The organism is Pedobacter sp. GW822-FHT03F06 (assembly GCF_058801365.1).
This window is the reverse complement of sequence record NZ_JBXANE010000002.1, coordinates 429,471-453,484: the sequence shown is the minus strand read 5'-3', so window position 1 is coordinate 453,484 and position 24,014 is coordinate 429,471. Positions and strand designations below refer to the sequence as shown.

Sequence of the window (24,014 nt, the reverse complement as noted above, 5' to 3'; positions counted from 1 at the left end):
TCTATGTCCCATCACGCTATTTCGATTTGTTTATAGTCCATTCTGCAAGCTGGAAAGTACCCCCGCTTCTGAGCTCGGTAATATTTATGCGGTAATAGAGGTATGCCGTAGTATTGGTACATCTAAAAACTTTTTGCTGATACCTTTCTTCAAAAAAGAAATTAGTTACCCGGTGCAACTCGGTCCAGTTAACACCATCCTGCGAGCCTTCGTAAGTCCAGGCTTTCGGATCTCTTTCTACCGCATCATTTGCCGATATTAAAGTATAAACAGAAGATACCTCTGGCGTTTTAAGTTTAAACTGCATGGTTAAAAACCCTTGCAGATCGCATAAAAACTTGGTATGATCATCCCCATCGATCACTTTTTTAGAGTTTTCTCCACTGGTTGGCCCACCGCCGTTTTCGCGGTTAGCAGAGAAGGTTCCACCCACGGTAACCATTAAGTTTGGCGGAGGGGGAATAAAAGTTAAGCGGGTAACAAAGCCATCGAAACCGAAAATATGATCGGGACTGATTACATGCACAATGCCATTTTTGGTTTTGATGTTGTTTGAAGCAGTTGTACTTGTAGACCAGTTTCTGATGAATTTGCTCTTTTTGGTATTGCTAAACTGAATCACTTCCGGACCGGCACCCACCTCTCCCGAGGCAGAACCCCGCACCGATTTGGCATGCATGGGATAACCTACTTTAACACTGGTTAAATTAAGTCCATCCTGCAACTTTAAAGAATCAGATGGTTTTACACCCCTGATGATATAGTAAGAAACCATCGTATCTAACTGTATTCCATCAATGTTTGATAAAAACAGCGGGTCTTTATCTGACTGTTTTCTTAAGGTATTTAAATTTCTTAATGCCAGCTGAAAACTTGGGTTGGTAACCGCAAAAAGCGTTACATTACTATCGGTAAGGGTTTTCTTCAAGCCCATTCTATCAACCGCTACAATTAACGAGTCGTATACCCCTGGCTTACTTTTTAAATATTCGTATATGTTTCCGTTATATGGTACTGCACTATCTTCTACATCGTAGTAGCCCCCATTTTTTTTACAAGCCGAATAAATGACGGTGAATAACAAGAGCATTGTTAGCACACCCATATATTTTATAAAATTTTTCATATCAATATTATTTAGCGCCAGTAAGGATTCTGAGTTAATAAACTATTTTGAGCGATCAACCTGCGCGATATCGGCCAGTAGATCCCACCCGAATTGATGAGGGTCATAAATTTGGCATCGTTCTGCTTAATTTTATTGTATCTGATTAAATCGTACCACCTATGCCCTTCTCCCAATAATTCGCGGTGTCTTTCTTCGAAAATGATTTTGATGATATCATCGGTAGCCAGATTAAAAGCAAGGGTTGTACCTTGCGTAACCCTCCTGCTCATTACCTGAGACAATTCGTTTATAGCCCCCTGTTGATCGCCTAAAACAGATAGTGCTTCGGCCCTTAACAGGACAATATCTTCTAAGCGGGTAAAGATTAATGCACTGGTAAAATACCGGAAGTTTGGATCAGTACCGCCGCCCTGAATAACCTTTATTTTACTGAATATTGGATATTTACCATTTAAATTGGTGAAATACCTGTCGAATTTCGATTGCCCCAACGTATCGATTGAGAATCTTTCATCTTTCGCTAAATTGAAATATTTTAAGATCGAATCTTTTGGCAGATAGATATCAGGAACAGACTTGGTAATAATGGGCTCTGCAAGGGTTAATTCTTCAATATGCCCGGTTGATGAACCGTCAATGTGACCATAATCTGAATTAAAGCCAAACATTTGTCGGTTATTTTTATTGTAGAAAAACCCGTTTGAATTGCTTAAATCAGTTGTTGAGGTATAACCACCTCCGCTTCTGCCATAATTATCTTCAACAAATTTGCTGTATTTGGCAACACTGGCATAATCTGCATTCCAGGCCGCAACGTGCGAAAGCACTGCGTAAGCCGTAACTTTAGTCGCTAAAGCACCTCCCCATCTTCCTCCGCCTTCGTTATAATAATCGCCCGGCTGCTGAATATCGTTTCCACTATAAATATATGGCAGATCGGCCGCGGCCCTTAATATTTCCGATTCTACCCAGGCTAAAACCTTAGCTTGTTTTTCTCTGGCTTTATTTTCGAAAGCACCTTCATTTGACGAGATAATAAAAGGAACATCACCCCAGATGCGCACCATGTAGAAATAAGCAAAAGCCCTTAAAAACCTGGCCTGCGCAATATCTACCGTCATGTTATTATCTGAGTAGCGTTTATCGGTTGCTTTAACGTGTGCAATATTTTCCAGAAAAACATTAGCACCATTAACAATGGCATAAAACCTGGTCCAATCAGAAAGTGACTCTACCACAGGATAAGATGCATTTAAATTGTTGCTGATAACCGCTTTTAAATCCTGTCTTTTCGGGCTTGTAAACTCGCCTGGTCTTACATCCCCATAAATCCAGTGGCTGTTGTTATCAGAAAGTGCAGCTCTGGTTAAGGCATAAACCCCCAGAATTCCGGCACGGGCATCCTCTACCGTATTCCACATATTTTTTTCGCCCACCACCCTGCTCGAGTCGGTTTCCAATGCTTTATTGCAGCTGGTTAAAGCCACCACAGCAAGGAGAAATGCGTATAATATATTTTTCATCGTAATTGATGTATTTTTAGTAGCTATTTCCATATTATAATTCCATTTTAACGCCTAAAGTGTATGTTCTTGGTATCGGTTGTCCGTAGCCGGTATCTACGCCATCATAGCTTACCAGTTCCGGATCTTGCCCGGTGTAAGGGGTGATGACAAATACATTGCTTACGGCGCCGTAAACGAAGAATTTATTGACCTTTATATTTCTCTTTTTCAATAGGTTGCCCAATTCATAACCTACCGATACCGATCTCAATTTTAAGAACGAGGCGTTTTCTAAGAAAAGATCCTGATCTACACGATAAGGAATAACGGTGCTCCACGGATTGTATAGCGGATATTTGCTATAATCGCCACGTTTCTCCCAAAAAGTAATTTCTTTCACCGAGCTTACATCGGTATTACCTTCGCGGTTTACAAAATCGAAGCGGCTGGCCATTTCCTGATTAATCAGCTTTCTGCCCAAATTGAAATATAAATTGGTGCTCAAACTCCAGTTGCCATAAGTAAAAGCGTTATCAAAACCACCAGAAAGTGTTGGCAATGAGTGCCCTTTTAATACTTTGTCTTTTTCGTCGATTACATGATCACCATTTTGGTCTTTCCATCTCGGATCTCCAGCCTTTAATGCCTGTCCGTTATACTTTAACGGCTGACCATTTACTACAGGAACCTGTGCAGTTGAAGTGTAGATACCTTCATTTTCCAATAACCAATATTGATCTACCGGTTCGCCCACTCTTAATAACCTGTTTCCGATTATAATTTCATTTAAGCCTCTTGGCAATGCTTTTAAGGTGTTGCTATTGTGGTTAAAATTTAATGAAGAATTCCACGAGAATTTATTTTTAGCCATTACCAATGCGTGGATAGATAAATCGACACCGGTATTGCTCACATCCATTCCGCTTTCTATTGATTGTTTGTAACCATATTCTGCGTACGATGGAATGCCGATCAACTGGTTTTTATCAGCCTTGGTGTAAAAATCGACCGAAACATGCAGCCGGTTTTTCAACATGGCCACATCAGCTCCGATATTTAACTGATCTGAATAGGCCCATGGCACGCCATAACCCACCCAGCCAAACGAATAGGGCCTGGTTAACACACCGAAAGCATTGTATCCTGGCACGGTTAAATTGCCGGTATAACCAACTGATGCAGTATACTGTGGCCCCTGGGCGTAATTATCATAGGTAAATGTTCTGCCTAAACGGCCAACACTTGCCCTTAAAACTAAATCATCAACTAATCTGGTATCTTTTAGTAATTCGTTTTTAACATTCCATGCACCTGAAATTACAGGAGAATAAAACCAGCGTTTGGTTGGCTGTGCATTAGATGATCCATCTAAACGTAATGTTCCGGATAGGAAATACTTATCATTATACGAGTAGTTTACTTTACCATAAAAGGATAACAGGTTGTCTTCCGTTTTATCTAAAAAGCGATAAGTAAGTTCTCTTGGAAATGCTCTTGGTACCAGGTAATTAGGATTATCAGCCCCATTTGGTAATTTTGGATCAGAATCCAATAAATTAATTTTGATATAATCATTGGCGCCTTTATAAGCATAAGCATAGTTATACTTATAAATATCCCACATCATCGATTGGCCTAACTCCACATGAAAATCATGTGCGGTATGCAGCTTGAAATCGTAAGCTGCTTTATTATCCATCATTAACCGTTGGTTAAAACCATAATAGTTTGATGCATAGCTATTGCCCTGCAACAAGGTTCTGGCATAAAATATATCCCGGTAACCTTCATTATAATCTACATTAAAAGCCGATGATAATTTAACCTTGCCCAGTGTAGCCACCAATTTGGCATACCCCTGGATCAGGTTGGTTTTATTATCATCAAAACCTTTGCTGTATTCATTTAAATAAGTGCCATAATAATCTTTATTGGGTGCAGGTGGGGCACTCAGATCGGGAAAGTAATTAACCTGTGCAAACCGGTCCCTAAGTGTTCTGTTCCGGTCGCGGTTTAACCTGTTCCCATTAATCATGGCAGAGAAAAGCAGCCATTTAACCGGGCGCATATTAATATTAAACATGGCGCTGTAACGGTCTAAGCCTGTACCATCGGCAACACTCTGGCTTTTAGCATTACCTAACGAAAATCTAAAATTCGCACGGTCCGACCCTCCGGTTAAGCCAAAATTTATGCCGTATATCAGTGCGTTTTTATAGTACAGATCAGTCCAGTTCGATTTACCGCTGTAAACATTATTAAGCGAGTCGCTTAAATAAACAGGATATTCTTCATCATCAGAATACCTGCCATTGGTTGTATAAATATCATAGAACCTTTGCCTGAATTCATTTTCATATTTACCATTAATGGTATTAACCGTTGGTTTTTGCACCATTCCGATATATGAATTAAAGCTAATACTCCTCGAATTGCCCGAAGCCGCTTTTGAGGTTAACACGATAACACCGTTTACTCCCCTGGGCCCATAGATGGATGATCCTGCCAAATCGCTCAATACCTCTACAGATGCAATGTTATTGAGATCAATTCCGGCAAGGAGATTAGTGGCTGGGCCAATTCTGTTAAAATCGTACTGTTGGATATCGAAGGCAAAAGGGTGCTCTCCGATTAAGGGGATTCCATCCAATACCACCAATGGCTGTACGGCATATACATCTTTCTTTGAAAGCAGTGGCATAGCAGCACCCCTGATGATCATGTTCTGAATAGAACCAGGTTCGCCTGATGGTTCTTGTACGTATAAGCCCGCATAATTACCTTTCAGGCCTTGTTGTAGGGTAATGGCCGGAAACAGTGAAAGATCTTTAACATCTTTCTGTACACCTCCCGATAATTTACGGTAAATTGTTTTGAGTTTAATTTGTTCTAAACTGTCTTTCCTTAAAGAGTCTTTTGGCGATACATACTTAATTTTAGTTGTATCCTGCAGAACAAAAAGATTGGTTGTTAGGCCTTTATGAACTTTTTTGCCTGCCGAAAAAACAGGTAAAACGTTTAATGTAAACGCGGCAAAAAAGACAAGGCACGCCCATAAGTATCGCATAGTTAATGGATCTTTTAATTGGTAAAAAAATGATTTCTAAAACTTATTTTTTCGGAAACGGCATAGTATATCTCAGGTTAAAGAGACAGGTACTTCGGTAGTAATAGTTAGGGGTTCTCATAAAATTTAGCATTTGGTTAACTCAAATATATACTATACTAAAACGTTTTAATAACAAATTGTCATTTTTATGAAATTTTTATAAAACATCACAATAATATTTAATTCTATTAATTTAATTGTCAAATAGACAGGTAAAAAAGTAAATATTATCAGAATACCTTAAAAAATTAACATCCTATAAAACAGTCTATAAGGGAATTTTTCGCCAACAATAACAATAAATCGCACAATTTTATGTTGCTATTTTCCTAAAGAACTTAAACGTTTTAGTAAAAACACGAAACGCAGATAAGGCAGTAAAGATTAAACCGGCAATAATTGTTTAGGGATGGGAATAGCCACTACCCAATTATACCTTATAAGATTAGCTTCGATACCATGGTATTTTACACCGTAAAACAGGAGGTTAAAATTAATTTATTTTTCGGTGGCCACCCGATAGGTTGGATCTTCTATAATGTTTACCTCTATTATCTGATCTGCATTTTTCAGTAAGCGTTTACAGTCGTCGCTCAGGTGCTTTAATTGGAGTTTCTTATCAACCAACCGGTAGCGTTCGGTTAGCTTATTCAGCGCATCAATACCCGACATATCAAAAACACGGCTATGCTTAAAATCAATTATAATATGTTGAGGATCATGAGCTACATCAAAAAGCTCATTAAAATTAGCAATTGATCCAAAAAACAAGGGGCCGAATATTTCGTAGGTCTTTACACCACTGTCGTCGATATGTTTAGTAGCACGTATCCGTTTAGAACTTTCCCAGGCGAAAACAAGTGCCGAAATAATTACGCCTATTAATACCGCAAGCGCAAGGTTATGCAGCCAAACTGTAATCACAGCCACCAGAATCCCAATAATAATATCCTGTGTAGGCATTTTATTAATCACTTTAAAGCTCATCCATTCAAAAGTGCCAATGGCCACCATCATCATTACACCAACCAAGGCGGCCATGGGCACACGATCGATTACCGGAGCGCCTATCAAGATAATAAGCAATATAGTTAAGGCAGCAATAATGCCCGATAACCTCGCCCTCGCACCTGCCGAGAGGTTAACCAGTGTTTGGGCAATCATTGGGCAGCCGCCCATACCCGTAAAAAAGCCATTTGCAATATTGGCAATTCCCTGAGCAATACTTTCCCTGTTCCTATCCCCTTTGGTTTCTGTAATTTCATCAACCAGGTTTAAGGTGAGCAGGCCCTCCGTTAAGCCTACACCTGCCATAATGAGTGAATAAGGAAAAATGATCTTCAGCATATCCAGACTCAGCGGCACTTCCGGAATATGAAAGGGAGGAAAACCTCCATTTACTGAAGCAATATCCTTAACCAGTTTGGTATCAATTCCAAAACATAAAACGATAAGAAAAACCACAATAATAGCCACCAGTGAGGATGGAATGGCTTTGGTTATTTTAGGGAGAATGATCACTATTGCAACAGTGAGTAATACCAAAGCCAACATGATATATAAAGGAGTACCGCTCAACCATTCTACTCTGCCGTTAACAAGGGTTTTGAACTGTTCCAGTTGCGACATGAAAATAATAACTGCCAAACCGTTAACAAAGCCGAACATTACGGGCTGCGGAACCAGTCTGACAAATTTTCCAAGCTTAAACAGCCCCACCATAATCTGAATTACCCCTGCCAAAGCCACTGCTGCAAAAACATATTCTATACCCTGGGTTTTCATTAAGGCGATAAGCACAATTACTGTTGCACCTGCCCCACCAGAAATCAAACCTGGCCTGCCGCCTAAAACAGCTGTAACCAAGCCCATAATAAAAGCAGCGTATAAACCTGTTAAAGGAGGAAAACCCGCCAGGATAGCAAATGATAACGATTCGGGGATCATTGTCATAGCCACCGTTAAGCCTGCAAGAATTTCAGTTTTATAATTTATTTTCTTCGAAAAATCGAAAAGTTGCAGGTAGGGCTTCATCAGTTAAATTATTTGCAATTGCAAATATCCAATTTTATTGGAACATTAATTCTATAATAAAAATGGAGACTGAATAAGTCAGCATGAGCAGGCAAAAAATATTTATAAATGGGTTACAAATCCTGATTAATGATAATTCCAGATCTGAAAACTAACTCGGGATAACTTTTTTGCGTTTAAGTTCGTCAAACAGATCAAAAAACATTTTTTCAGTATCAATATAATCGTGGAAGCCCAATCGCCTTGCTTTGGTACCGTCAGAGAAAAAATCGTAATCCCAGGAAAAAACAAAGTCGCCAAAAGCCCAAGAAGATACTTCTTCATAACTGTGTTTGGCTAGGTTATGTTTTTCTTGCATCTGTATCCACAAAGCCGATTTATCGGCCATTACGGTTTGCAAAGGCATTTGAAGTGGAGGTGCAGCATCCATTTTAAAATAAGCTGCAATTTTAGGCCAAAGATCATTCCAGCGGATCAGATCACCATTGGTGATATTAAAAGCTTGATTGGCACATGCCGGGTTAGTAGCCGCCCATACTGTTGCTTTTGCCAATAATCCAGCATCTGTAATATCTAAAAGCTTATCGTAAGCCCCTACTTTGCCAGGAAAACGCAAAGGCAAAGCCAGTTCTTTCGATAGGGATGCATAAACTGCAATTACAGAAACCAAATTCATCGGATTGCCCAATGCGGTACCCGCAACTACAGATGGCCGAAGCGCAGACCAATTCCATTTTTTACCTTTTTGCTGTGCCTCAAGAAACTGTTGCTGATCTACATTAAATTCTGGAGGCATATGTCCACCGTCGCTTTCTTTTGCTGGTGTTTTAAAAGGACCGTAATGCGCCCCGTATACTTTATAGCCCTGCATTAAACTGATGTGCTGTAAGTTTTTTGCAATACTTTCCATAACATTAAACACGTTTACAAGCATCGCCAAATTAGGCGCAACCAGCTCCGCCCATGTAGGTTTATCTTGATACGCGGCATAAAAAATATGTGTTACCGTAGTTAAAGGGCTCAATTGTTCCTTACTGTCTTCTGGGTCGAGCAGGTTTACAGAAATGTACGTGGTTTTATCTGTATCGAGCCCGCCCCGACGCGATAAACCGATAATATCCCAATCGCCAAGACTTTCTAAATGGCTGATTAAATTACTACCAATTACGCCATTTGCACCCACAACCAATGCTGTTTTACTGTTATTCATCTCTTTTGATTTAAATTGATTCATGTAAAGCAAAGATCCTGACAAACCAGAGATATGTTTTTGTAAAATAGTATGATAGATTTGTATAAATCTATGATGAAGCGATACGTCCAATTTCAACCAATTGTTATTTCAGCATTTGAAGTAAGTAAATGGCAGCACCCTGTACACCAGCACAACCATTACGAACTGATATACATTAAAAATGGATCTGGCCATCATATCATTAACGAAATTCCAATTGTTTACGAAAAAGGGAATCTCTTCCTAATTGGTCCGGATGATGACCATCGTTTCGAAATTGATGAAAAAACACATTTCATTTACATCAAGTTTACTGATCTATACATCCATCAAAAAGAGGTTAACCCAACGGGCTTGCAATACCTGGAATACCTGATCAAAAGCCGGGAAACACATTTTCTAAGTTTTAACTTTACTGCCGATGATCAGTTGATTGTTGAAAACATCATTGCGCTCATCCTATCACTCAACATAAACATGTTGCAAAATGAAGCTTTAATCTGGACACAGATCTTAATGCTCTCCACTATTATGCAACGCAATATGCCCGAAATTAAAAGCAGTGCACAACGATCAAAAGACATTCAAGCCATTTTCTGTTACCTGCACAAATATATTTACCAGCCTAAAAATTTAAAGGCGAATGTAATGGCAAAACACTTTAATCTTTCAGAAGACTATATAGGGCCCTATTTTAAAAGAAATACAGGCATAACCTTACGCCAGTATATCCACAATTATCGTCAGCATTTAATTCAACAGCGAATAGAAAGCGGAAGATTTGGACTGAAACAAATTGCCATAGAATTTGGCCTTGTTGATGAAAGCCACGTGAGTAAACTGTTGCGAAAATTCTGAAGAGAGGAAAGATGAATTAGTCTGAAGTCGGGAGTCAGAAGTCCGAAGTCTATTGCACGAAAGAAACAAAACATGCCTTGGTACCCTCTGCGCCCATCTTCTATATCTGCGGGACAAACAAATATTTATAACCGATTGCAAATCCCTGGTGTTTAGGAGACTGTATCATAAATATAGAATTGTCATCCTGTCCAAAGGACTCCTGTGGAGAGCCTGTCGAAGGACCTGTTTAAATATCTAGAAAGGCGTTTCGACTACTTGTCCCGATTCTTCGGGAAGCTCAACGCGACAAATTCGAATGGAATTACAAATATGATATAGCCTCCAATGAGCGGTAATTTTATTTAAAACAAAATTTTAACATTTCCCGAAAAACCTAATTCGATAAAACTTCCTGTCGACCATTTAATTTCGAGTGGACCCCCTGCATCTTTTACGGTTTCTTTACTCACATCCTTCCCGGTTCCATAATTGATCTGCGCAAAGGGATTTTTATCAATATTCAGCACTAAAAGCAACCGGCTACCTTTTTGCAGTTGCTTACTGAATGTTCTCGACCGGTAAAAAGGTATCGTTTCTAACTTCCCAGGCTTAAGCAAATTCCTTTTGCTCATATCATGTGCGTAGCTGGCTCTACCTAAATAATAAGAAAGCTGAAAGTATTCACCTGTGGGCGTAACTTCGTACAGGACAAGGCCTACATCCATATCTTTTTTGTTGATGACGGCCTTAAGCTGCCCCTCTAGTGTACCTGATACTGAAATGGCCTGATTAAATGGCTTCGTGATAAAAAACAGCCCATTGGATCTGTCAATTTCTTTTTTAACGATCGGATTAGGATAATAATCATTGTAGAAGGCGGTTCTATCTACCAAATCGACCTGCTGATGCATAAAAACTTGTTCAGCTGGCTTTTGCTCCGATAGCAGCATTGTTCCGTTTATACTATCTAAATAAAACCTAACACGGTGATCTTCCATTTTTGACAATGAAGGAGCATGCTTCCACTTATTTGCGCCCATTACCTCATAGTTGATCTTATCTTTTAACAGTGCAGGTTTCTTTCCGCCTTTAAGAATATAATCAAGCCATTGGAAGGTAATTTCGCGGGTATTGATCAGGGCAACTGAATCTACTTCATAACCTCTCAGCTTGGCTACACCACCTATCTGCGATCCAAAATGATCATAAGGGCCTATAATTAAATAATGTTCGGCTGATGGATTATACTTGTAATGTTCGCGCAGGTATTCTAATGCCGAAATTTGCCCATCATCGTAATAACCGGTAATGCTGAGCACGGGAATATTGATGTGTTTAAAATCTTTGCCATAGGGCACCATCGACTGCCAGTAGGCATCGTAATCGGGGTGACTAAGCCATTTCTGCAACATCGGGTTTGGTGTACCATCAATGCTGTCGATCTTATTGTAGGCGGCCCCACTTTCCCACCAGTTATTCCGCATCCTGCGCCAACGGGCATTATCGTTATTCACAGCATCATCGGTGTATTTGTTATTGGTGATGTAAAATGCCCACTGATAATTGGCTGCTAAAAAAACATTATTTTCCATGGGTAAGCCAAGCCCTGGAATCGCCGCTACATAGGGTACAATGGTTTTAAGCGCCGGATGCAGGTATTTGGCCGCTGCCCATTGTGCAAAACCGGAATAACTTCCGCCATACATGCCCACGCTGCCATCGCTCCACGATTGTTTAATAATCCAATTGATAACTGCATTTACATCCTTTGCTTCATGTTCGTAAGGCGCTGGCTGATCAGGGCTCAGTCGTTTTCCTCTCGCATCGGCCACAATGCCTACGTAACCATGATCGGCGGCATACTTGGCTTCCATCAGACTTTTATCGGTATTGGAGTAGATAAAATAAAATAATGCTGCAGGCAATTTCTGCTGCACACCTTTTTTCCTCACCACTACAGCTGATAGCGTAATGCCGTATTTTGTTTTAATCATCACGCTATCATTGATGATATAATTAGTGCTATCGGGTAAGGTTAGTTTTTGCTGTGCAAAGGTTTCAATGCCCATTAAGAGGCATAGCACAGCCATACCCAGTTTTACTAAGTTTATTTTCATGATCAAGAAATTATAGTTTATATTTTAATGAGGCTCCTTAATTTAACAGCCTGCCGTTCTGATATTCTGATTAAATTCCCCGTTTTAAGTTCTACAAACATCCCCTCATCATCTTTTTTTATCGAACTGATATAGTCGAGGTTAAATAATATACTTCTGCCGGCTCTAAAAAATCTTTCACAATCTGGATTTTCTTCGAGTTTGTTTAAGGAGGTTTTGAGCAACACCTGCTCTTGCCCGAAAAAGAGCCGTGCGTAATTATCTACCGACTCAATCAAGTACACATCTTTCCATTTAATGAGGTGGTATTTGCTCCTATCCTTTACAAAAACAGCTGCGTCATTCGCACCGATCTTTTCTATAGTTTTATCCATTGCACTTTTAAAGCGTTCTTCCCGTACAGGTTTCATGAGGTAATCCAAGGCGCTTACTTCAAAAGCCTGCACCGCATAGCTGTCGAAAGCGGTTACAAAAATCACCTGTGGCACATGTACCAAATTCTCCAACAGGTCGAAACCCGAACGGCCAGGCATCTGTATATCCAAAAAAATCAGGTCAGGTTTTAAAAGTCCTATAAGCTGTTCTGCTTCATCAGCATTGGCAGCCTCACCCAATATCGTAACCTCTGGATAGCTTTTCAACATCCTTATCAATTCCTGCCTTGCGCCACGTTCATCATCAATAATCAGCGACCTAATATTTCTCATCACATTGGGATTTTAATTTCGGCGCAAACCTTTTGCTCCATTTCATACAGACTGAAAGATGCATGATGCTGATAACTCAGATCGAGCCGTTCTTTCAGGTTCCGAAGCCCTATACCAGCCACCGTTTTATCCTGTTCTAACTTGCCAGGGTTTAAAACACAGATGCTTACCAATCCATGCTGTTCGTGAATGATTACTTCGATCTTTCCACCCTGCTTTTCTAATGCAATGCCATGTTTTACCGCATTTTCGACTAATGTTTGAATGCAAAGGCGTGGCACCATCAATCCAGAGAGCGAAATATCGATATCCAAATCGTATTGTAATCTTTCTTCCATCCTCAACCCTTCCAGCTCCAGGTAATCTCTCACCAGGTCTACTTCTTCATTTAATCTGATCAGCATGGCATTGCCTTTATACAATCCACTGCGCAACAGTTCGCTTAGGAGGTCGATTGCCCTGCCAGCAGCATCGGGGCGGGTGTACACCAATGATTTTATGTTATTAAGTGCATTGAATAAAAAATGAGGATTTAACTGCGCAGAAAGATTATCCAGCTGAGATTGTTTAAAGCTAAGCGCCAATCTGGCATTTTCTACCGATAACCGCATTTCTCGTTTTGCGTAGTGGTAAAGGTGGTAGGCCAAAAGCCATATGGCCATTAAACGGATACCGGCAATAAAAATGCCTGCTGCATTTAAACTAAAAAAATCAGCAAACGACTGAGTTGGGTGGCTTAGAAACAACAACCTCACCAGGTACAGTTTACTCACAGTAACGATGGTAAAAAAAACACCCATCACCGGAATAACGATCAACACCCGCCAGATCAGTTTCTCGAGCGCCAGGTCTTGCCAATGGTTTTTACGTGCAAAATTACGGTACAAATGGGTAATCAATATATACATCACCACATCCGAAATAAACTGTACAACTGCCATATCGAATCTGAAACGACCAGCAGCAGACCAGCCTTGAAAAGCCCAATACAGCGCAGCCACCGACCAACCAATGAGTTGGCATTTCCAGTAAAGTGATATGTAAGGTTGCTTTTCCAAAATGTTCTGCTTGAAACAAAGCAACGAAAACTAATTTTAAGAAAAAAGATAAAGTACAGGAACGTAGGCCTTTGGGGGATGAGTGGTTCTTTTAGCCGGGAGTCAGAAGTCTATCGTGCAAAACAAATAGACACACCTTTGTGCGCTTTGTGCCTAAAGGATAGAAATAGTCCGGAGTAGGAAGTCTAAAGCCTATCGTGCCAAAGAAACAAAATATGTGCCCTCTGCATTCATCTTCTAGATCTGCGGGACAAATAAATAGTTAAAACGGATTGCAAATCCGTAGCACTTGGGGTTGGATTGCAAATCCTGACCAATAATAGGCCTAACTTTGGGCTCTCTGCGCCCCTCTTAGCGTCCTTTGCGGTTAAAACATCAATTTAGCAACTGCTTTTTAAAGGTATTCGGGCTAACACCCACCTCTTTTTTAAATAAACGTGAGAAGTAAGAGAGGTTCTCAAATCCCAATGCATAAGCAATCTCCGAAACCGACCTATCTTCACCGATCAAACGGTTTTTTGCTTCAGATATCAGGTAAATATGGATATGTTCTAAAGCGGTTTTTCCACTTTCCTGTTTTAAAACATCTGTTAAATAACCTGCCGAAATGTTTAAACGCGCTGCCATATCATGCACTGATGGCAAACCTTTAGTAGCCAGTAATCCATTAGCAACATATTTATTTATTTCTTCATTAAACCTGGTTACTGTTTTGCCCGAAATTTCTGTGCGGTTAAGAAATTGTCTTTTGTAAAAACGTTGACTGTACTTTAGCAAAGTATCTACATTGGCCAAAATCAATTCGCGACTATATTCATCCTGGTTGTTTCGGTATTCGGTTTCAATTTTATGATACAGCTCCCATACTGTGCTTTCTTCACTGGGCGAGAGATGCAGCGCTTCGTTGGTTTCGTAATCGAAGTAATGGTATTTTTTGATGGTATCATGCAACATATGTCCATTCAGAAAATCTCCGTGAATAAAAATCAAAAAACCGTCTTCATCCAGCTCCAGGTTTTTCATTTCGATTACCTGATGAGGTTTAAAGAACATCATCGAACCACACTCATGGTCGTATTTTGTACGCCCATAAAGGATATGACCCGCAATAATCTTTTTAAAACCGATCATATAGAAATCGCTCGTAAACTCCCGGTCGCCCATGGTACACATGTGGTCACATTTGTAAATGCTAAACAATGGATTCTCCGGTGGCGGAAATGCATTTTCTCTATGGAATTCGGCCAAGTTCTTATAGTGTTTCATCCCTTTGAACGGTAATTAACCACAAGCTACACAATTACCCCGTACAGCTTGTAGTTAAAGGTTTTAAATGATTTATTAATGACCGTGCGCATTGATCGCCACTTCAGCCCATTCATCAAATTCGGCCAAACGTTCTGCATAAACCTGTTTAACACCTGGGAGAGCCACTTTACCCAACAAGAAGTGTAAAGGAGGTTTAGGACTGTCGATCAATGCCAATACGGCGGATACCGTTGCTTCTGGTTTGCCCCAACTATCGGGTGTTGAAGCATCAAAAAATGCTTTTTTAACTGGAGCATATGCTTCTAACGACGCTGTTTGGAAAGCTGAAGCACCCGACCAGTCGGTAGAAAAACCATTTGGTTCGATTAAACTTACATTAATGCCAAAACCTTTTACTTCCTGTGCCAGCGTTTCACTTAAGCCATTTACCGCATATTTGGATGCGTTGTATAAACCCAGCACAGGAAAAGTTACCAAGCCCAGGAAGCTCGAGACCTGGATAATGTGCCCGGCCTGTTGTTCGCGCATTACCGGAACAACAGCTTGTGTTACCCACAATAATCCGAAAAAGTTTGTCTCCATTTGTGCACGGGCCTGTTGTTCGGTGGTTTCCTCTATCGCACCAAATAAACCAAATCCCGCGTTATTGATCAATACATCAATGCGGCCAAAGTGTTGCTTAACTTTTTCAACTACGGCAAAACAGGCATCCCTATCATTTACATCCAATTGAAGCGGAAACACGGCATCACCATAAGCTTCTACCAAATCATTTAAATCTGCTGTATTTCTTGCAGTTGCAGCCACTTTATCGCCACGTTCTAAAAGGGCCTTTGCCCAGATTTTACCAAAACCACGTGAGGCACCGGTAATTAAAATTATTTTCGACATTTTTTTCTTTGTTAAATATTGATAACAAAGGTATTGCGGAGCGCTAAGACCGATTTATACAAAACACGGGACTATTAGCACATTTTAAGGTTTAGCTAAATTTGTGCGAATATTTAAGAATAACCAAAGTATTGAGGCATAAGGATTAGGTAATTATTGCATTGCCAAATCGGGATTTTCAATAACCAAGCGCTTAAATTAGCGCATGGCACAAAACTTTCAATATCTTGTAGCGTCTATCGGTATCTTTACGTTTCATGAGAAACCATTAATCTAAAAACCACTCACCTATGAAAAATCTACTTTTTCTTTTTGTAGCCTTTGCACTTGTTTCTTGCAAAAAATCGGAAAGATATGGTCCGCTGAACTTAAAAAACGGACAGGAAGTTGAACTGCTGGTAAGCCCTCGTTATGCTGCAGATAATGATGTGCTTTTGAAGTTGCCAGGCAATGTAGATGCCGGTGCTTCGTTATGGGGTTTTGATCAAAGGGAACCTGGTTATTCTTACCGCGTTAAAGCCAGATTCAACCGCGATAAAGAGCCACTTCAAGACGGACCTGAATACTATTTTATTTTTGAAAATATAATTAGCAAAGAGCAATACAAAGGAACGGAGTCTTTTCCTGTTCAACTGATTACTTCATATGTACCTGGCGGACCAGTAATAAGACTAAGCAAAACAGGAAATGACTATTATCTCATTCCTGATAAATTGCAACTCACTTATGCAAATAGCACGGTTCAGAACGAACTTGAAGAAATCTGGCTAAATGCACAGGAAATCCGTGCAAACTGGCAAAAAGGGCAACAGCCAAAATGGAAGGCCATTAAAGCAACAGTGATACAGGATCCGCAGAAATTTGGGAAGGCCTACCTGGTACAACAGATACAATTCATTGATTAACAGAAAATACAAAAGGAGAATGTTCTAAGCGCATTCTCCTTTTGCTTTTAAGTAAAACCGAAGATTTACATTAGCTAGATATTGTTACTAAAGATTCATTTTCAATTAATTAAACGTGCTGCATTTCACTCCAAAAGGTTAAGGGCGGATCTTTTGCGGCAAGGGCAAATCACTTTCCAATCTTTCGTCCTTACCCCCCACAGAAGATACCAAACCAACTGACTTTAGCTGTGTTCAGTATGCATGTGCCCGTTCGGCTTTTTCATATCACATTTCGTTTAACTTAAATATATTTTTCATCAGCAACCACTTTTCTCCAGGCTTTGCCAAGGGTAATGCCTGCTGATATTTCCACATGAGTTCTTCCCACTCTTTCACCTTAGGGTTAGCAATATCCATAGCTGTCTTTTTTTCAAAACTGAAATTATCATCAGTTTCCATGATCATGAACAAACGGTTTGAAATGCGGTATATCTCCATTTCCAAAACCCCTGATTCGACAATACTCCGCTTAATTTCAGGCCAACCATTAAGGTGATAAGTTTCATACTCCGCTATGAGTTTTGGATCATCAACGAGATCCAGTGCCAAACAATATCTTTTCATCTTTCACTTTAAAATGTAAGCGGCTCTCCCTATTTTTTGAATTCTATTTTGAAACCAGTTACCAACCAGGCCGGATAATCTGCGGGTTTGCTAATTACGAGGGCATCATCTTCCTGCACCCACTTTAATTTACTTTTACTGCCCAGCATCGTAACCGAAGTGATGGGCTTCTCCAGGTATTTCGATCTGCGCCCAAGTAAGGTCATTCTGATGCTTTCATTTGGCACATTTAAACAGAAAGCAAAAAGATTGTCCGCCCTTGTGGTATACCTGATGTCTGTCGATTGATATTCACCTGAATCGGTTAAACCACCAAAATGGCCCTTTTTCTGGTTTGATTTAATGGTAGAAGGGCCTTCTCCATATACTTTCCATGGTCTCGATGCATAAATACCTTCTCCATTCAATTTGGTCCAGTCGCCAATTTCTGTAACAATTTTTACAACATCAGGCTCCAGGTCTCCCTCTGGAGTCTGTACAACATTGATCAAAAGATTTCCGTTTTTACTAACAATATCGATCAAAAGCTGGGCGATTTCATTTGCACTTTTATATTTCTGACCAGTTCTATAATACCAATCTCCTATCGAAGTATCGGTTTGCCACGGAAATGGGCTGATCGAATCCAATACCCCGCGTTCTACATCTTGTGCCCATTTACCTTCAGATGGCTCTTTTGGCGTATATACTGCCTCCAGTTTGCCTTTATTTTTGGCCATATCCTCATTGTAATAGTGCGCAACCATTGTACGCCCTATATCTTCAAAAGGAAGTTTACTATCCGAATAAAGCAGGTCGGGGTGATAATTATCGATCAGTTCGTTAACATTTTCCAACCATTGTTTATGCCAGCCCGGATTATTGGTCAGCCACTCTTTCATATCGGCCGAATCAGCAGGTAGATGATAAAGATCAGCATATTTCGGATCGTGCCCATCATAGGCAATGCCTGCAAATTGCCCTGTTTTGTCTGCGCCATGACTTGGCTGAAACCAGTTAAAACTGGCCGCGAGATGCTCGGAAACACCAAAACGGAGCCCTTCTTTTTTAGCTGCTTTTTGCCATAAACCCACAATATCTTTTTTTGGCCCCATATTTACCGAGTTCCATTTATGGATTTTGGAGTTCCATAGAAAGAAATTATCATGATGCGAGCCCATGGTTACAAAATATTTGGCACCGGCCTTTTTATATAAGGCCATCAACTGCTCAGGGTTCCATTTCTCTGCTTTCCATAAAGCGATAATATCTTTGTATCCAAATTTAGATGGTGTACCATAGGTTGCCACGTGGTACTTATTCTGCGCACTGCCCTGAACATACATGTTCTTCGCATACCAATCACCCTGTCTGGGAACTGCCTGAGGTCCCCAATGCGACCAGATTCCAAACTTGGCATCTCTGAACCAGTCTGGATATTTATACTGCTTTAAGGATTCATCGGTAGGTTTAAAAATCCCCTGTTCTACCTTATCCGTTTTTTGTTGTGCCTTGAGGTTTAAACCCAGGGAACACGCCATAAGACCAACTAATACTATTTTTTTCATCTTCCTTATATTTGGTTTTAATCAAAAATAGGTAACTCATCCGCTCAATTCTTGAAATAAATAGACTATTTGTTGTAAAAATCCGACATTTAAGATATGATAAAAAAACATTACAGCGCACCTTTTCCTTGCTGAACTGTAGATTATGAACTCAGCCCCGCCGATTGATTTATGCTGAAACGGCAACCCAAATCGATCTTGATTCTTTTTCTTAATTTCAAATCCACCCAAGAACACTGACATGTGGCCGCATACCTATAAAACCAACTATATAGGATAACAGATGGGTGGTTAAATGGATGATGGACCTAAAAGGATTACTTAAAAAGATCTCTCCATTTCGTTTCACTTCAGTCGAGATGACGATCAAATACTGCGTTCTTTGCGTTTCACTTCGCTGTCTTTGCGGTTAAAAAACTGATGATATTAAATCTTTTCGTCTGCATAGGCAACATTATAGAGATGGTTTGGCTTTAAATAGATCACATCATTCTGAAAATCAAAAACCGTATTGAATCTTTTCAGAATATCGGTTCCCAGATAATGAACGTTAGCCCCTGGCATGGGTTTATTTTGCTCCATAACCTGTGCCGGAACATTTTTCAATTCAAAATTACCAATCTTCAAACTTTGCAGTTTTACGGTGGTTACAGGGACTTCATTCCCTCTTGTACCATGCATAATTACCTTTTTGATCACTTCCATCTCATCTGTCGGAAAGCGCATTTCCCGCAGCAAATCCTTATCAAGCATAGCAGTACGCTGGTAACCTAAATCGAAGAAAAACAGGCTTTTATTTTTGGTTCCGCTTTGCGAAATTTCGCTCTCTATAAAAGGTTTGTTTTTGATATAAGTAATCTTAAACCTGGTGTATTGTTTATCCCGTAAAATCTGCTTGGGCATGGTAGAATGCACCATCATTTTATTCTGATCATAATCCAACGCTACAATCATACCGTCGAATATATCCCAGCCAAGCAAACCATCGGTCTCATTACCAGCCAATTCAATATCATAAATTTTGCTTTTATAGGTCTGACTCCCAATTTTGATATCATAATCCGTGTTATAAAGCTTGGGCTTAGATTTAACTTTTTGCTTAAGTGCAGCGGTAGTAAGATCTACTTCGGTAGCGCCTGAATCGAAGTTCAATAAAAGGGAATCAGTTTTGTTGAAAACCACCGGTAAAAAGTTCGTATTGTATTTATTTACAAAAAAAGGAATTGAATCGTGCACTTCGGGCGATATTTTGCTGAAGTTTTTTAGCTCAGGACACACAATCTTGGTTCGGCAGGAATCTTTGCCGTTCAACAAAACAATAAATTCTTTTTGCTCCCCAGGTCCTATTCTAAACACGATAGAATCTATATCCGTTTTGAATTTTATGTTTATTGATTTGGTTATTTTACCAGTTGTAAACACATCTAATTTTATCTTGGGATTGATGTACCAGTTCGATGATGCCTTGTACGCTTCGTAGAATTTTGCCTGACCAACTCCGGCTTTAACAACTGGTAATTTCTTTTGAGCGAAAGTATAAAAGGGAAGTAGGATTGTTAAAATGAGTAATATTTGTTTCATGAGCGACTAATAGATTTGGTGGTTTAAAGCTTGCATTTAGTGGTGACCATCGGAAACCGGAACTAAAGATAAAAAGAATTCACATAAGTCGCGTTTAACCCCTTAACTTGTCGTTTTTGCACATTAATACCTAAATAGCTTTGCTATACCTTTGAGTAAACTAAATTAGAAAACAATATGGCAACTCAAATTTTTGTGAACCTGGCTGTTAACGACCTTAATAAGTCGGTGGAGTTTTTCACCAAGCTCGGTTATACTTTTAACCCGCAATTTACCGACGAGAAAGCAACCTGCATGATCATCAGCGATACCATTTATGTCATGCTGCTCACCAGAACCTTTTTCCAGACTTTTACCGAAAAAGAAATCATCGATGCCCACAAAGCAATAGAAACTTCCATTGCCTTATCGGCCGATAGTAAAGATGCGGTTAACGAAATGGTAAATAACGCGGTAGCTGCTGGCGCCACCATACCGAATCCGGCTACCGATTATGGCTTTATGTACCAACATAGTTTCGACGATCTTGATGGCCACCATTGGGAATATGTATGGATGGATCCAAATGGAACACCTGAGCACCAGGCGTAGTGATATTTAACGTTAATAAAAAGGGCAAGCAACGTTTTTTTGTGCTTGCCCTTACTCTCGACACATGGGGCAATTTACTATTGCAATATCCCAATGCATCAATCTAATCCTGAACAACAGGATGAGTATCCCGTTCAGCAGGCAGCGTAAACATCCTCTGAGAGAACTGTAAGCAGAAACTCAAATTTGTATGCGCTAATATTTGGCCAAATAAATTTACTTTTACTATCGGAAATGGTGGTTTTCTTTTGTAACTAAACCTAAATTTTTGTGCCCTATTTTTTAACGCTTTGGACAGATATGGATACCTATCGCTTCCGTTTTAATAACAGCAAGAAAACCTCAACTATTCTGTTTTGGTTTTTCACCACCTTACTAACGATTACTGTTTCACTAACAATCATCGCTTTACTGCCAGATCCGCATCCACTTTTCCCGGCCTGGCTATTGTTGATCTTCTTGCCATTAATGTTTACGGCTATTTACAAGCTGTTTAAAGCAGCATCCGCAAGGCGGTCGACAGAAACTATTTCACTAAGTAATGAAGGCTTTACCAGTTCTTGTTTCGGTTCTGTTTTGTTTTCGGAGATACGCTCCATCCAGGTTCCGGCCCGAGAAATAGCATTGTTAGGAGGAAAGCAGTATGACTATTATAAACAAACTGATGCCGATCCTCCGACGCTCGTATTTGCAATCACGGTTAGCCACGGCAACACCTTAAACTGGGTATTAGGTGAGTGGGGCAGCCTTTACAATTCAAAAGAAGACTTTTCTGTTTTCTTTAACTTTCTAACAGCGCTGACCGACCAACTGTATCAACTTTATCACGCTGACGAACCACATAACAGCTATTTGAAAATTCTTGACGAAAAAGGTTTTTGGGAAAAGGGAGGTTAAATTAGACTTCTCGCCCAGCCCTAAACGTAAAAAACCCACAACTTTCGTTGTGGGTTTTGGCTCCCTCTGCTGGGCTCCCTTCGCCTGCGCTCAGGATAAACTTCTCGCCCCGCCCTAAATGCAAAAAACCCACAACTTTCGTTGCGGGTTTTGGCTCCCTCTGCTGGGCTCGAACCAGCGACCCTCTGATTAACAGTCAGATGCTCTAACCAGCTGAGCTAAGAAGGAGTACTGGTCGTTTCCTAAAACGAGGCTTATTTACATTTTGCAGTTAAATACCCTTGTTCGTTTTGGGAGTGCAATATTAGCGCTTTTAAACTATTTATGCAAAAATTAATTCAATTATTATTTAAGAAAACGACCCTCCCTTTACAGTGGAGGATCGTTTTGCAAATTTCAAACTGAATATCAGACCATTAACAATTATGGTTTAACAATCCACGGCGTTAGATTAATATCGTCAGTTCCGTTATATTGGCGAAGTAAAGCCTGTTTTAGGTTTTCGCCATTGGTTGTTCTTTCAATATTAGGGTACTGAAAACGCTTAGGAATCCTGTTACTATTACCTACGCCCGGACCTAAATCGAAAGTTGGCACACCAGTTCGGCGGTACTGATAGTAAGCTTCGAAACCCGAATTACGGAAATAAGCCAGGTATTTCTGTGTCAGGATCTGCTTTAAACCATCGGCTGTATTACCGGCATATTTAACCGCAGCCTGCGAATAATAATCACTTTCGAAAGAGAAATTAACATTAAAATTTTCAAATTCGCCCAGCTTCCCGTCCTTTTTTAAGAAGGTGACCACATTAACACCGTCTTTAATACCATAGAAACCAATAGAAGCCTGAATTCCTTTTTTATACCAGCTTTCGGCATCGCCAGTAGCCCAACCGCGGTTAATGCCCTCTGCTTTGATAAAACAAAGCTCAGGATAAGCAATGATAAAGGTATTTTCTGCTGTATAACCACTATAATAGCGATAACGGCCAATCAGCGAATACAGTCCCTTCTGTACCTTATCCAACATTAGCCCCTGATCTTCACCCGTAGGCGCACCAATAAAATTGCGATAATCGGTAATGGCATAACCGTTGGCTTCTGCTATCCCCCTTGCCGGCTCGGCTACCATATAGGCCCGGGGATCTTTAAGGCTCGAAAGCGTATTTAAATAAGTACCCGCCATATTGTAACGCAAGGCATCATTACCAAAATTATCTTTATTGTTAGGATACTTGTTAAAACTCTCGTTGTACACAAACTGCAGGTTATCGGCCATACTCTCCATAACCGGATATTTGGTCGGGTTGCCCAATACCGCAGCAAATTGTTGTTTTACCTGTAAGTCAGCATCATCCGCTTTTGTACTCAAATTGATCAAAGTCCGTAATTTAAAAGTATTCACCACCTTTTGCCAGGCTACCAGGTCATTTTTAAGGTAGATATCGCCTTTTAATTCTTTGTTGCCCGCAGTAATTAAAGCCGATAAATCGTTGTTCGATTCTTCTAACCAGGTTAACGATTGTTTAAAAATATCTTTTTGGGTATCGTACTTTGGTGTTAAGTTGGCGAAACCTTTTAAGGCATCTGTCATCGGTAAATCGCCTACTTTCAAACTCATTTTCACAAAATAATACGCTTTAAAGAATTTAGCCAGCGCCAGGTAAGGTTTAGCCACTGCACCGCCTAAACGGTTAGCTTCCTCTTCCATTTTCACCACATTTTTCAAAGTCGTGTAATCTAACGAAGCGCCTGTCCAATCGTAGTTATTGGTTGCGTAATAGAAATAGTTGGCAGCCGTGTACTGGTTCCACCTTTCTGAGCCCGAAAAAGGTGCTTCGTACATATCGAACAAGATGCCGTTCAATAACAAGTTTGGCGGAACGGTTTCGGCCTGGTTCGGATTTTTAAAATTTTCTTCAAATTCTTTCTTACATCCGCCGCACACTGCAACGATGATGAAGAGGAACAGGATTTTATATATTGATTTCATGT

At 40.1% G+C, this 24,014-nt stretch carries 18 protein-coding genes and 1 tRNA gene; 4 read left to right on the top strand and 15 right to left on the bottom strand.

Going from position 1 to position 24,014, the window contains the following annotated elements:
* Positions 1 to 16: 16 nt before the first annotated feature.
* The 5 genes from AC1RJ8_RS04570 to AC1RJ8_RS04550 all read right to left on the bottom strand — a co-directional run bounded on the left by AC1RJ8_RS04570 (position 17) and on the right by AC1RJ8_RS04550 (position 8,987).
* Positions 17 to 1,126: a fasciclin domain-containing protein gene (locus AC1RJ8_RS04570; protein WP_492952720.1), complete on the bottom strand. Its 1,110-nt coding sequence runs from the start codon at positions 1,124 to 1,126 to the stop codon at positions 17 to 19.
* Positions 1,127 to 1,137: 11 nt separating this feature from the next.
* On the bottom strand, positions 1,138 to 2,652 hold the full coding sequence (locus AC1RJ8_RS04565; protein WP_492952719.1) for a RagB/SusD family nutrient uptake outer membrane protein: 1,515 nt from the start codon (positions 2,650 to 2,652) through the stop codon (positions 1,138 to 1,140).
* Between the two features lie 34 nt (positions 2,653 to 2,686).
* Positions 2,687 to 5,701 (bottom strand): SusC/RagA family TonB-linked outer membrane protein, encoded by a 3,015-nt coding sequence (locus tag AC1RJ8_RS04560; RefSeq protein WP_492952718.1) that lies wholly within the window; start codon positions 5,699 to 5,701, stop codon positions 2,687 to 2,689.
* A 540-nt stretch (positions 5,702 to 6,241) separates the two neighbouring features.
* Positions 6,242 to 7,777, bottom strand: a complete 1,536-nt coding sequence (locus AC1RJ8_RS04555) for a SulP family inorganic anion transporter (RefSeq protein WP_492952717.1) — start codon at positions 7,775 to 7,777, stop codon at positions 6,242 to 6,244.
* Between the two features lie 151 nt (positions 7,778 to 7,928).
* The gene (locus AC1RJ8_RS04550) at positions 7,929 to 8,987 is read right to left on the bottom strand and encodes an SDR family oxidoreductase (RefSeq protein WP_492952716.1); all 1,059 of its coding nucleotides are present in this window, start codon (positions 8,985 to 8,987) and stop codon (positions 7,929 to 7,931) included.
* A gap of 93 nt (positions 8,988 to 9,080) precedes the next feature.
* On the opposite strand from AC1RJ8_RS04550, the gene AC1RJ8_RS04545 reads away from it, so the two are divergent.
* Positions 9,081 to 9,869 carry an AraC family transcriptional regulator gene (locus AC1RJ8_RS04545; protein ID WP_492952715.1) on the top strand — a complete coding sequence of 263 codons (789 nt, stop codon included), beginning with the start codon at positions 9,081 to 9,083 and terminating at the stop codon, positions 9,867 to 9,869.
* 344 nt (positions 9,870 to 10,213) lie between these two features.
* On the opposite strand, the gene AC1RJ8_RS04540 is transcribed toward AC1RJ8_RS04545, so the two are convergent.
* From AC1RJ8_RS04540 to AC1RJ8_RS04520, 5 genes are all read right to left on the bottom strand, one after another.
* Positions 10,214 to 11,968 (bottom strand): CocE/NonD family hydrolase, encoded by a 1,755-nt coding sequence (locus AC1RJ8_RS04540; protein WP_492952714.1) that lies wholly within the window; start codon positions 11,966 to 11,968, stop codon positions 10,214 to 10,216.
* A 17-nt stretch (positions 11,969 to 11,985) separates the two neighbouring features.
* Positions 11,986 to 12,675, bottom strand: coding sequence for a LytR/AlgR family response regulator transcription factor (locus AC1RJ8_RS04535; RefSeq protein ID WP_492952713.1), 690 nt, complete (start codon positions 12,673 to 12,675; stop codon positions 11,986 to 11,988).
* Positions 12,675 to 13,733, bottom strand: a complete 1,059-nt coding sequence (locus AC1RJ8_RS04530) for a sensor histidine kinase (RefSeq protein ID WP_492952712.1) — start codon at positions 13,731 to 13,733, stop codon at positions 12,675 to 12,677. Before AC1RJ8_RS04530 ends, AC1RJ8_RS04535 begins: the two co-directional genes overlap by 1 nt.
* Positions 13,734 to 14,108: 375 nt before the next feature.
* Positions 14,109 to 14,999: a helix-turn-helix domain-containing protein gene (locus AC1RJ8_RS04525; protein WP_492952711.1), complete on the bottom strand. Its 891-nt coding sequence runs from the start codon at positions 14,997 to 14,999 to the stop codon at positions 14,109 to 14,111.
* Between the two features lie 75 nt (positions 15,000 to 15,074).
* Positions 15,075 to 15,893, bottom strand: a complete 819-nt coding sequence (locus tag AC1RJ8_RS04520; RefSeq protein WP_492952710.1) for an SDR family NAD(P)-dependent oxidoreductase — start codon at positions 15,891 to 15,893, stop codon at positions 15,075 to 15,077.
* Positions 15,894 to 16,183: 290 nt separating this feature from the next.
* Here AC1RJ8_RS04520 and AC1RJ8_RS04515 point away from each other — a divergent pair, with 290 nt between their 5' ends.
* Complete coding sequence (locus tag AC1RJ8_RS04515) at positions 16,184 to 16,798, top strand: hypothetical protein (RefSeq protein WP_492952709.1); 615 nt, start codon at positions 16,184 to 16,186, stop codon at positions 16,796 to 16,798.
* Positions 16,799 to 17,065: 267 nt separating this feature from the next.
* Here the strand turns inward: AC1RJ8_RS04515 and AC1RJ8_RS04510 are convergent, their stop codons facing one another.
* From AC1RJ8_RS04510 to AC1RJ8_RS04500, 3 genes are all read right to left on the bottom strand, one after another.
* On the bottom strand, positions 17,066 to 17,404 hold the full coding sequence (locus tag AC1RJ8_RS04510; RefSeq protein ID WP_492952708.1) for an L-rhamnose mutarotase: 339 nt from the start codon (positions 17,402 to 17,404) through the stop codon (positions 17,066 to 17,068).
* A gap of 29 nt (positions 17,405 to 17,433) precedes the next feature.
* A complete protein-coding gene (locus tag AC1RJ8_RS04505; RefSeq protein ID WP_492952707.1) occupies positions 17,434 to 18,951 on the bottom strand; it encodes an alpha-L-fucosidase in 1,518 nt (505 codons plus the stop codon).
* 426 nt (positions 18,952 to 19,377) lie between these two features.
* Entirely contained in the window at positions 19,378 to 20,532 is a 1,155-nt protein-coding gene (locus AC1RJ8_RS04500; protein WP_492952706.1) for an aspartyl protease family protein, read from the bottom strand.
* Positions 20,533 to 20,709: 177 nt separating this feature from the next.
* Between AC1RJ8_RS04500 and AC1RJ8_RS04495 the strand changes: the two genes are divergently transcribed.
* Together AC1RJ8_RS04495 and AC1RJ8_RS04490 are read left to right on the top strand one after the other, a co-directional pair.
* On the top strand, positions 20,710 to 21,123 hold the full coding sequence (locus tag AC1RJ8_RS04495) for a VOC family protein (RefSeq protein ID WP_492952705.1): 414 nt from the start codon (positions 20,710 to 20,712) through the stop codon (positions 21,121 to 21,123).
* Between the two features lie 300 nt (positions 21,124 to 21,423).
* Entirely contained in the window at positions 21,424 to 22,020 is a 597-nt protein-coding gene (locus AC1RJ8_RS04490) for a hypothetical protein (protein ID WP_492952704.1), read from the top strand.
* A 151-nt stretch (positions 22,021 to 22,171) separates the two neighbouring features.
* Here the strand turns inward: AC1RJ8_RS04490 and AC1RJ8_RS04485 are convergent.
* A tRNA-Asn gene (locus AC1RJ8_RS04485) sits at positions 22,172 to 22,248 on the bottom strand.
* Positions 22,249 to 22,443: 195 nt separating this feature from the next.
* Positions 22,444 to 24,012 carry a SusD/RagB family nutrient-binding outer membrane lipoprotein gene (locus AC1RJ8_RS04480; protein ID WP_492952703.1) on the bottom strand — a complete coding sequence of 523 codons (1,569 nt, stop codon included), beginning with the start codon at positions 24,010 to 24,012 and terminating at the stop codon, positions 22,444 to 22,446.
* Positions 24,013 to 24,014: the final 2 nt, after the last annotated feature.

Bases quoted from the DNA above. Each gene is read 5' to 3' on its own strand.
- AC1RJ8_RS04515 (WP_492952709.1), top strand. From the start codon at position 16,184: ATGAAAAATCTACTTTTTCTTTTTGTAGCCTTTGCACTTGTTTCTTGC.
- AC1RJ8_RS04495 (WP_492952705.1), top strand. From the start codon at position 20,710: ATGGCAACTCAAATTTTTGTGAACCTGGCTGTTAACGACCTTAATAAG.
- AC1RJ8_RS04550 (WP_492952716.1), bottom strand. From the start codon at position 8,987: ATGAATAACAGTAAAACAGCATTGGTTGTGGGTGCAAATGGCGTAATT.
- AC1RJ8_RS04510 (WP_492952708.1), bottom strand. From the start codon at position 17,404: ATGAAAAGATATTGTTTGGCACTGGATCTCGTTGATGATCCAAAACTC.
- AC1RJ8_RS04490 (WP_492952704.1), top strand. From the start codon at position 21,424: ATGGATACCTATCGCTTCCGTTTTAATAACAGCAAGAAAACCTCAACT.
- AC1RJ8_RS04560 (WP_492952718.1), bottom strand. From the start codon at position 5,701: ATGCGATACTTATGGGCGTGCCTTGTCTTTTTTGCCGCGTTTACATTA.
- AC1RJ8_RS04545 (WP_492952715.1), top strand. From the start codon at position 9,081: ATGATGAAGCGATACGTCCAATTTCAACCAATTGTTATTTCAGCATTT.
- AC1RJ8_RS04565 (WP_492952719.1), bottom strand. From the start codon at position 2,652: ATGAAAAATATATTATACGCATTTCTCCTTGCTGTGGTGGCTTTAACC.
- AC1RJ8_RS04525 (WP_492952711.1), bottom strand. From the start codon at position 14,999: ATGAAACACTATAAGAACTTGGCCGAATTCCATAGAGAAAATGCATTT.
- AC1RJ8_RS04570 (WP_492952720.1), bottom strand. From the start codon at position 1,126: ATGAAAAATTTTATAAAATATATGGGTGTGCTAACAATGCTCTTGTTA.
- AC1RJ8_RS04500 (WP_492952706.1), bottom strand. From the start codon at position 20,532: ATGAAACAAATATTACTCATTTTAACAATCCTACTTCCCTTTTATACT.
- AC1RJ8_RS04520 (WP_492952710.1), bottom strand. From the start codon at position 15,893: ATGTCGAAAATAATTTTAATTACCGGTGCCTCACGTGGTTTTGGTAAA.
- AC1RJ8_RS04540 (WP_492952714.1), bottom strand. From the start codon at position 11,968: ATGAAAATAAACTTAGTAAAACTGGGTATGGCTGTGCTATGCCTCTTA.
- AC1RJ8_RS04555 (WP_492952717.1), bottom strand. From the start codon at position 7,777: ATGAAGCCCTACCTGCAACTTTTCGATTTTTCGAAGAAAATAAATTAT.
- AC1RJ8_RS04480 (WP_492952703.1), bottom strand. From the start codon at position 24,012: ATGAAATCAATATATAAAATCCTGTTCCTCTTCATCATCGTTGCAGTG.
- AC1RJ8_RS04535 (WP_492952713.1), bottom strand. From the start codon at position 12,675: ATGAGAAATATTAGGTCGCTGATTATTGATGATGAACGTGGCGCAAGG.
- AC1RJ8_RS04505 (WP_492952707.1), bottom strand. From the start codon at position 18,951: ATGAAAAAAATAGTATTAGTTGGTCTTATGGCGTGTTCCCTGGGTTTA.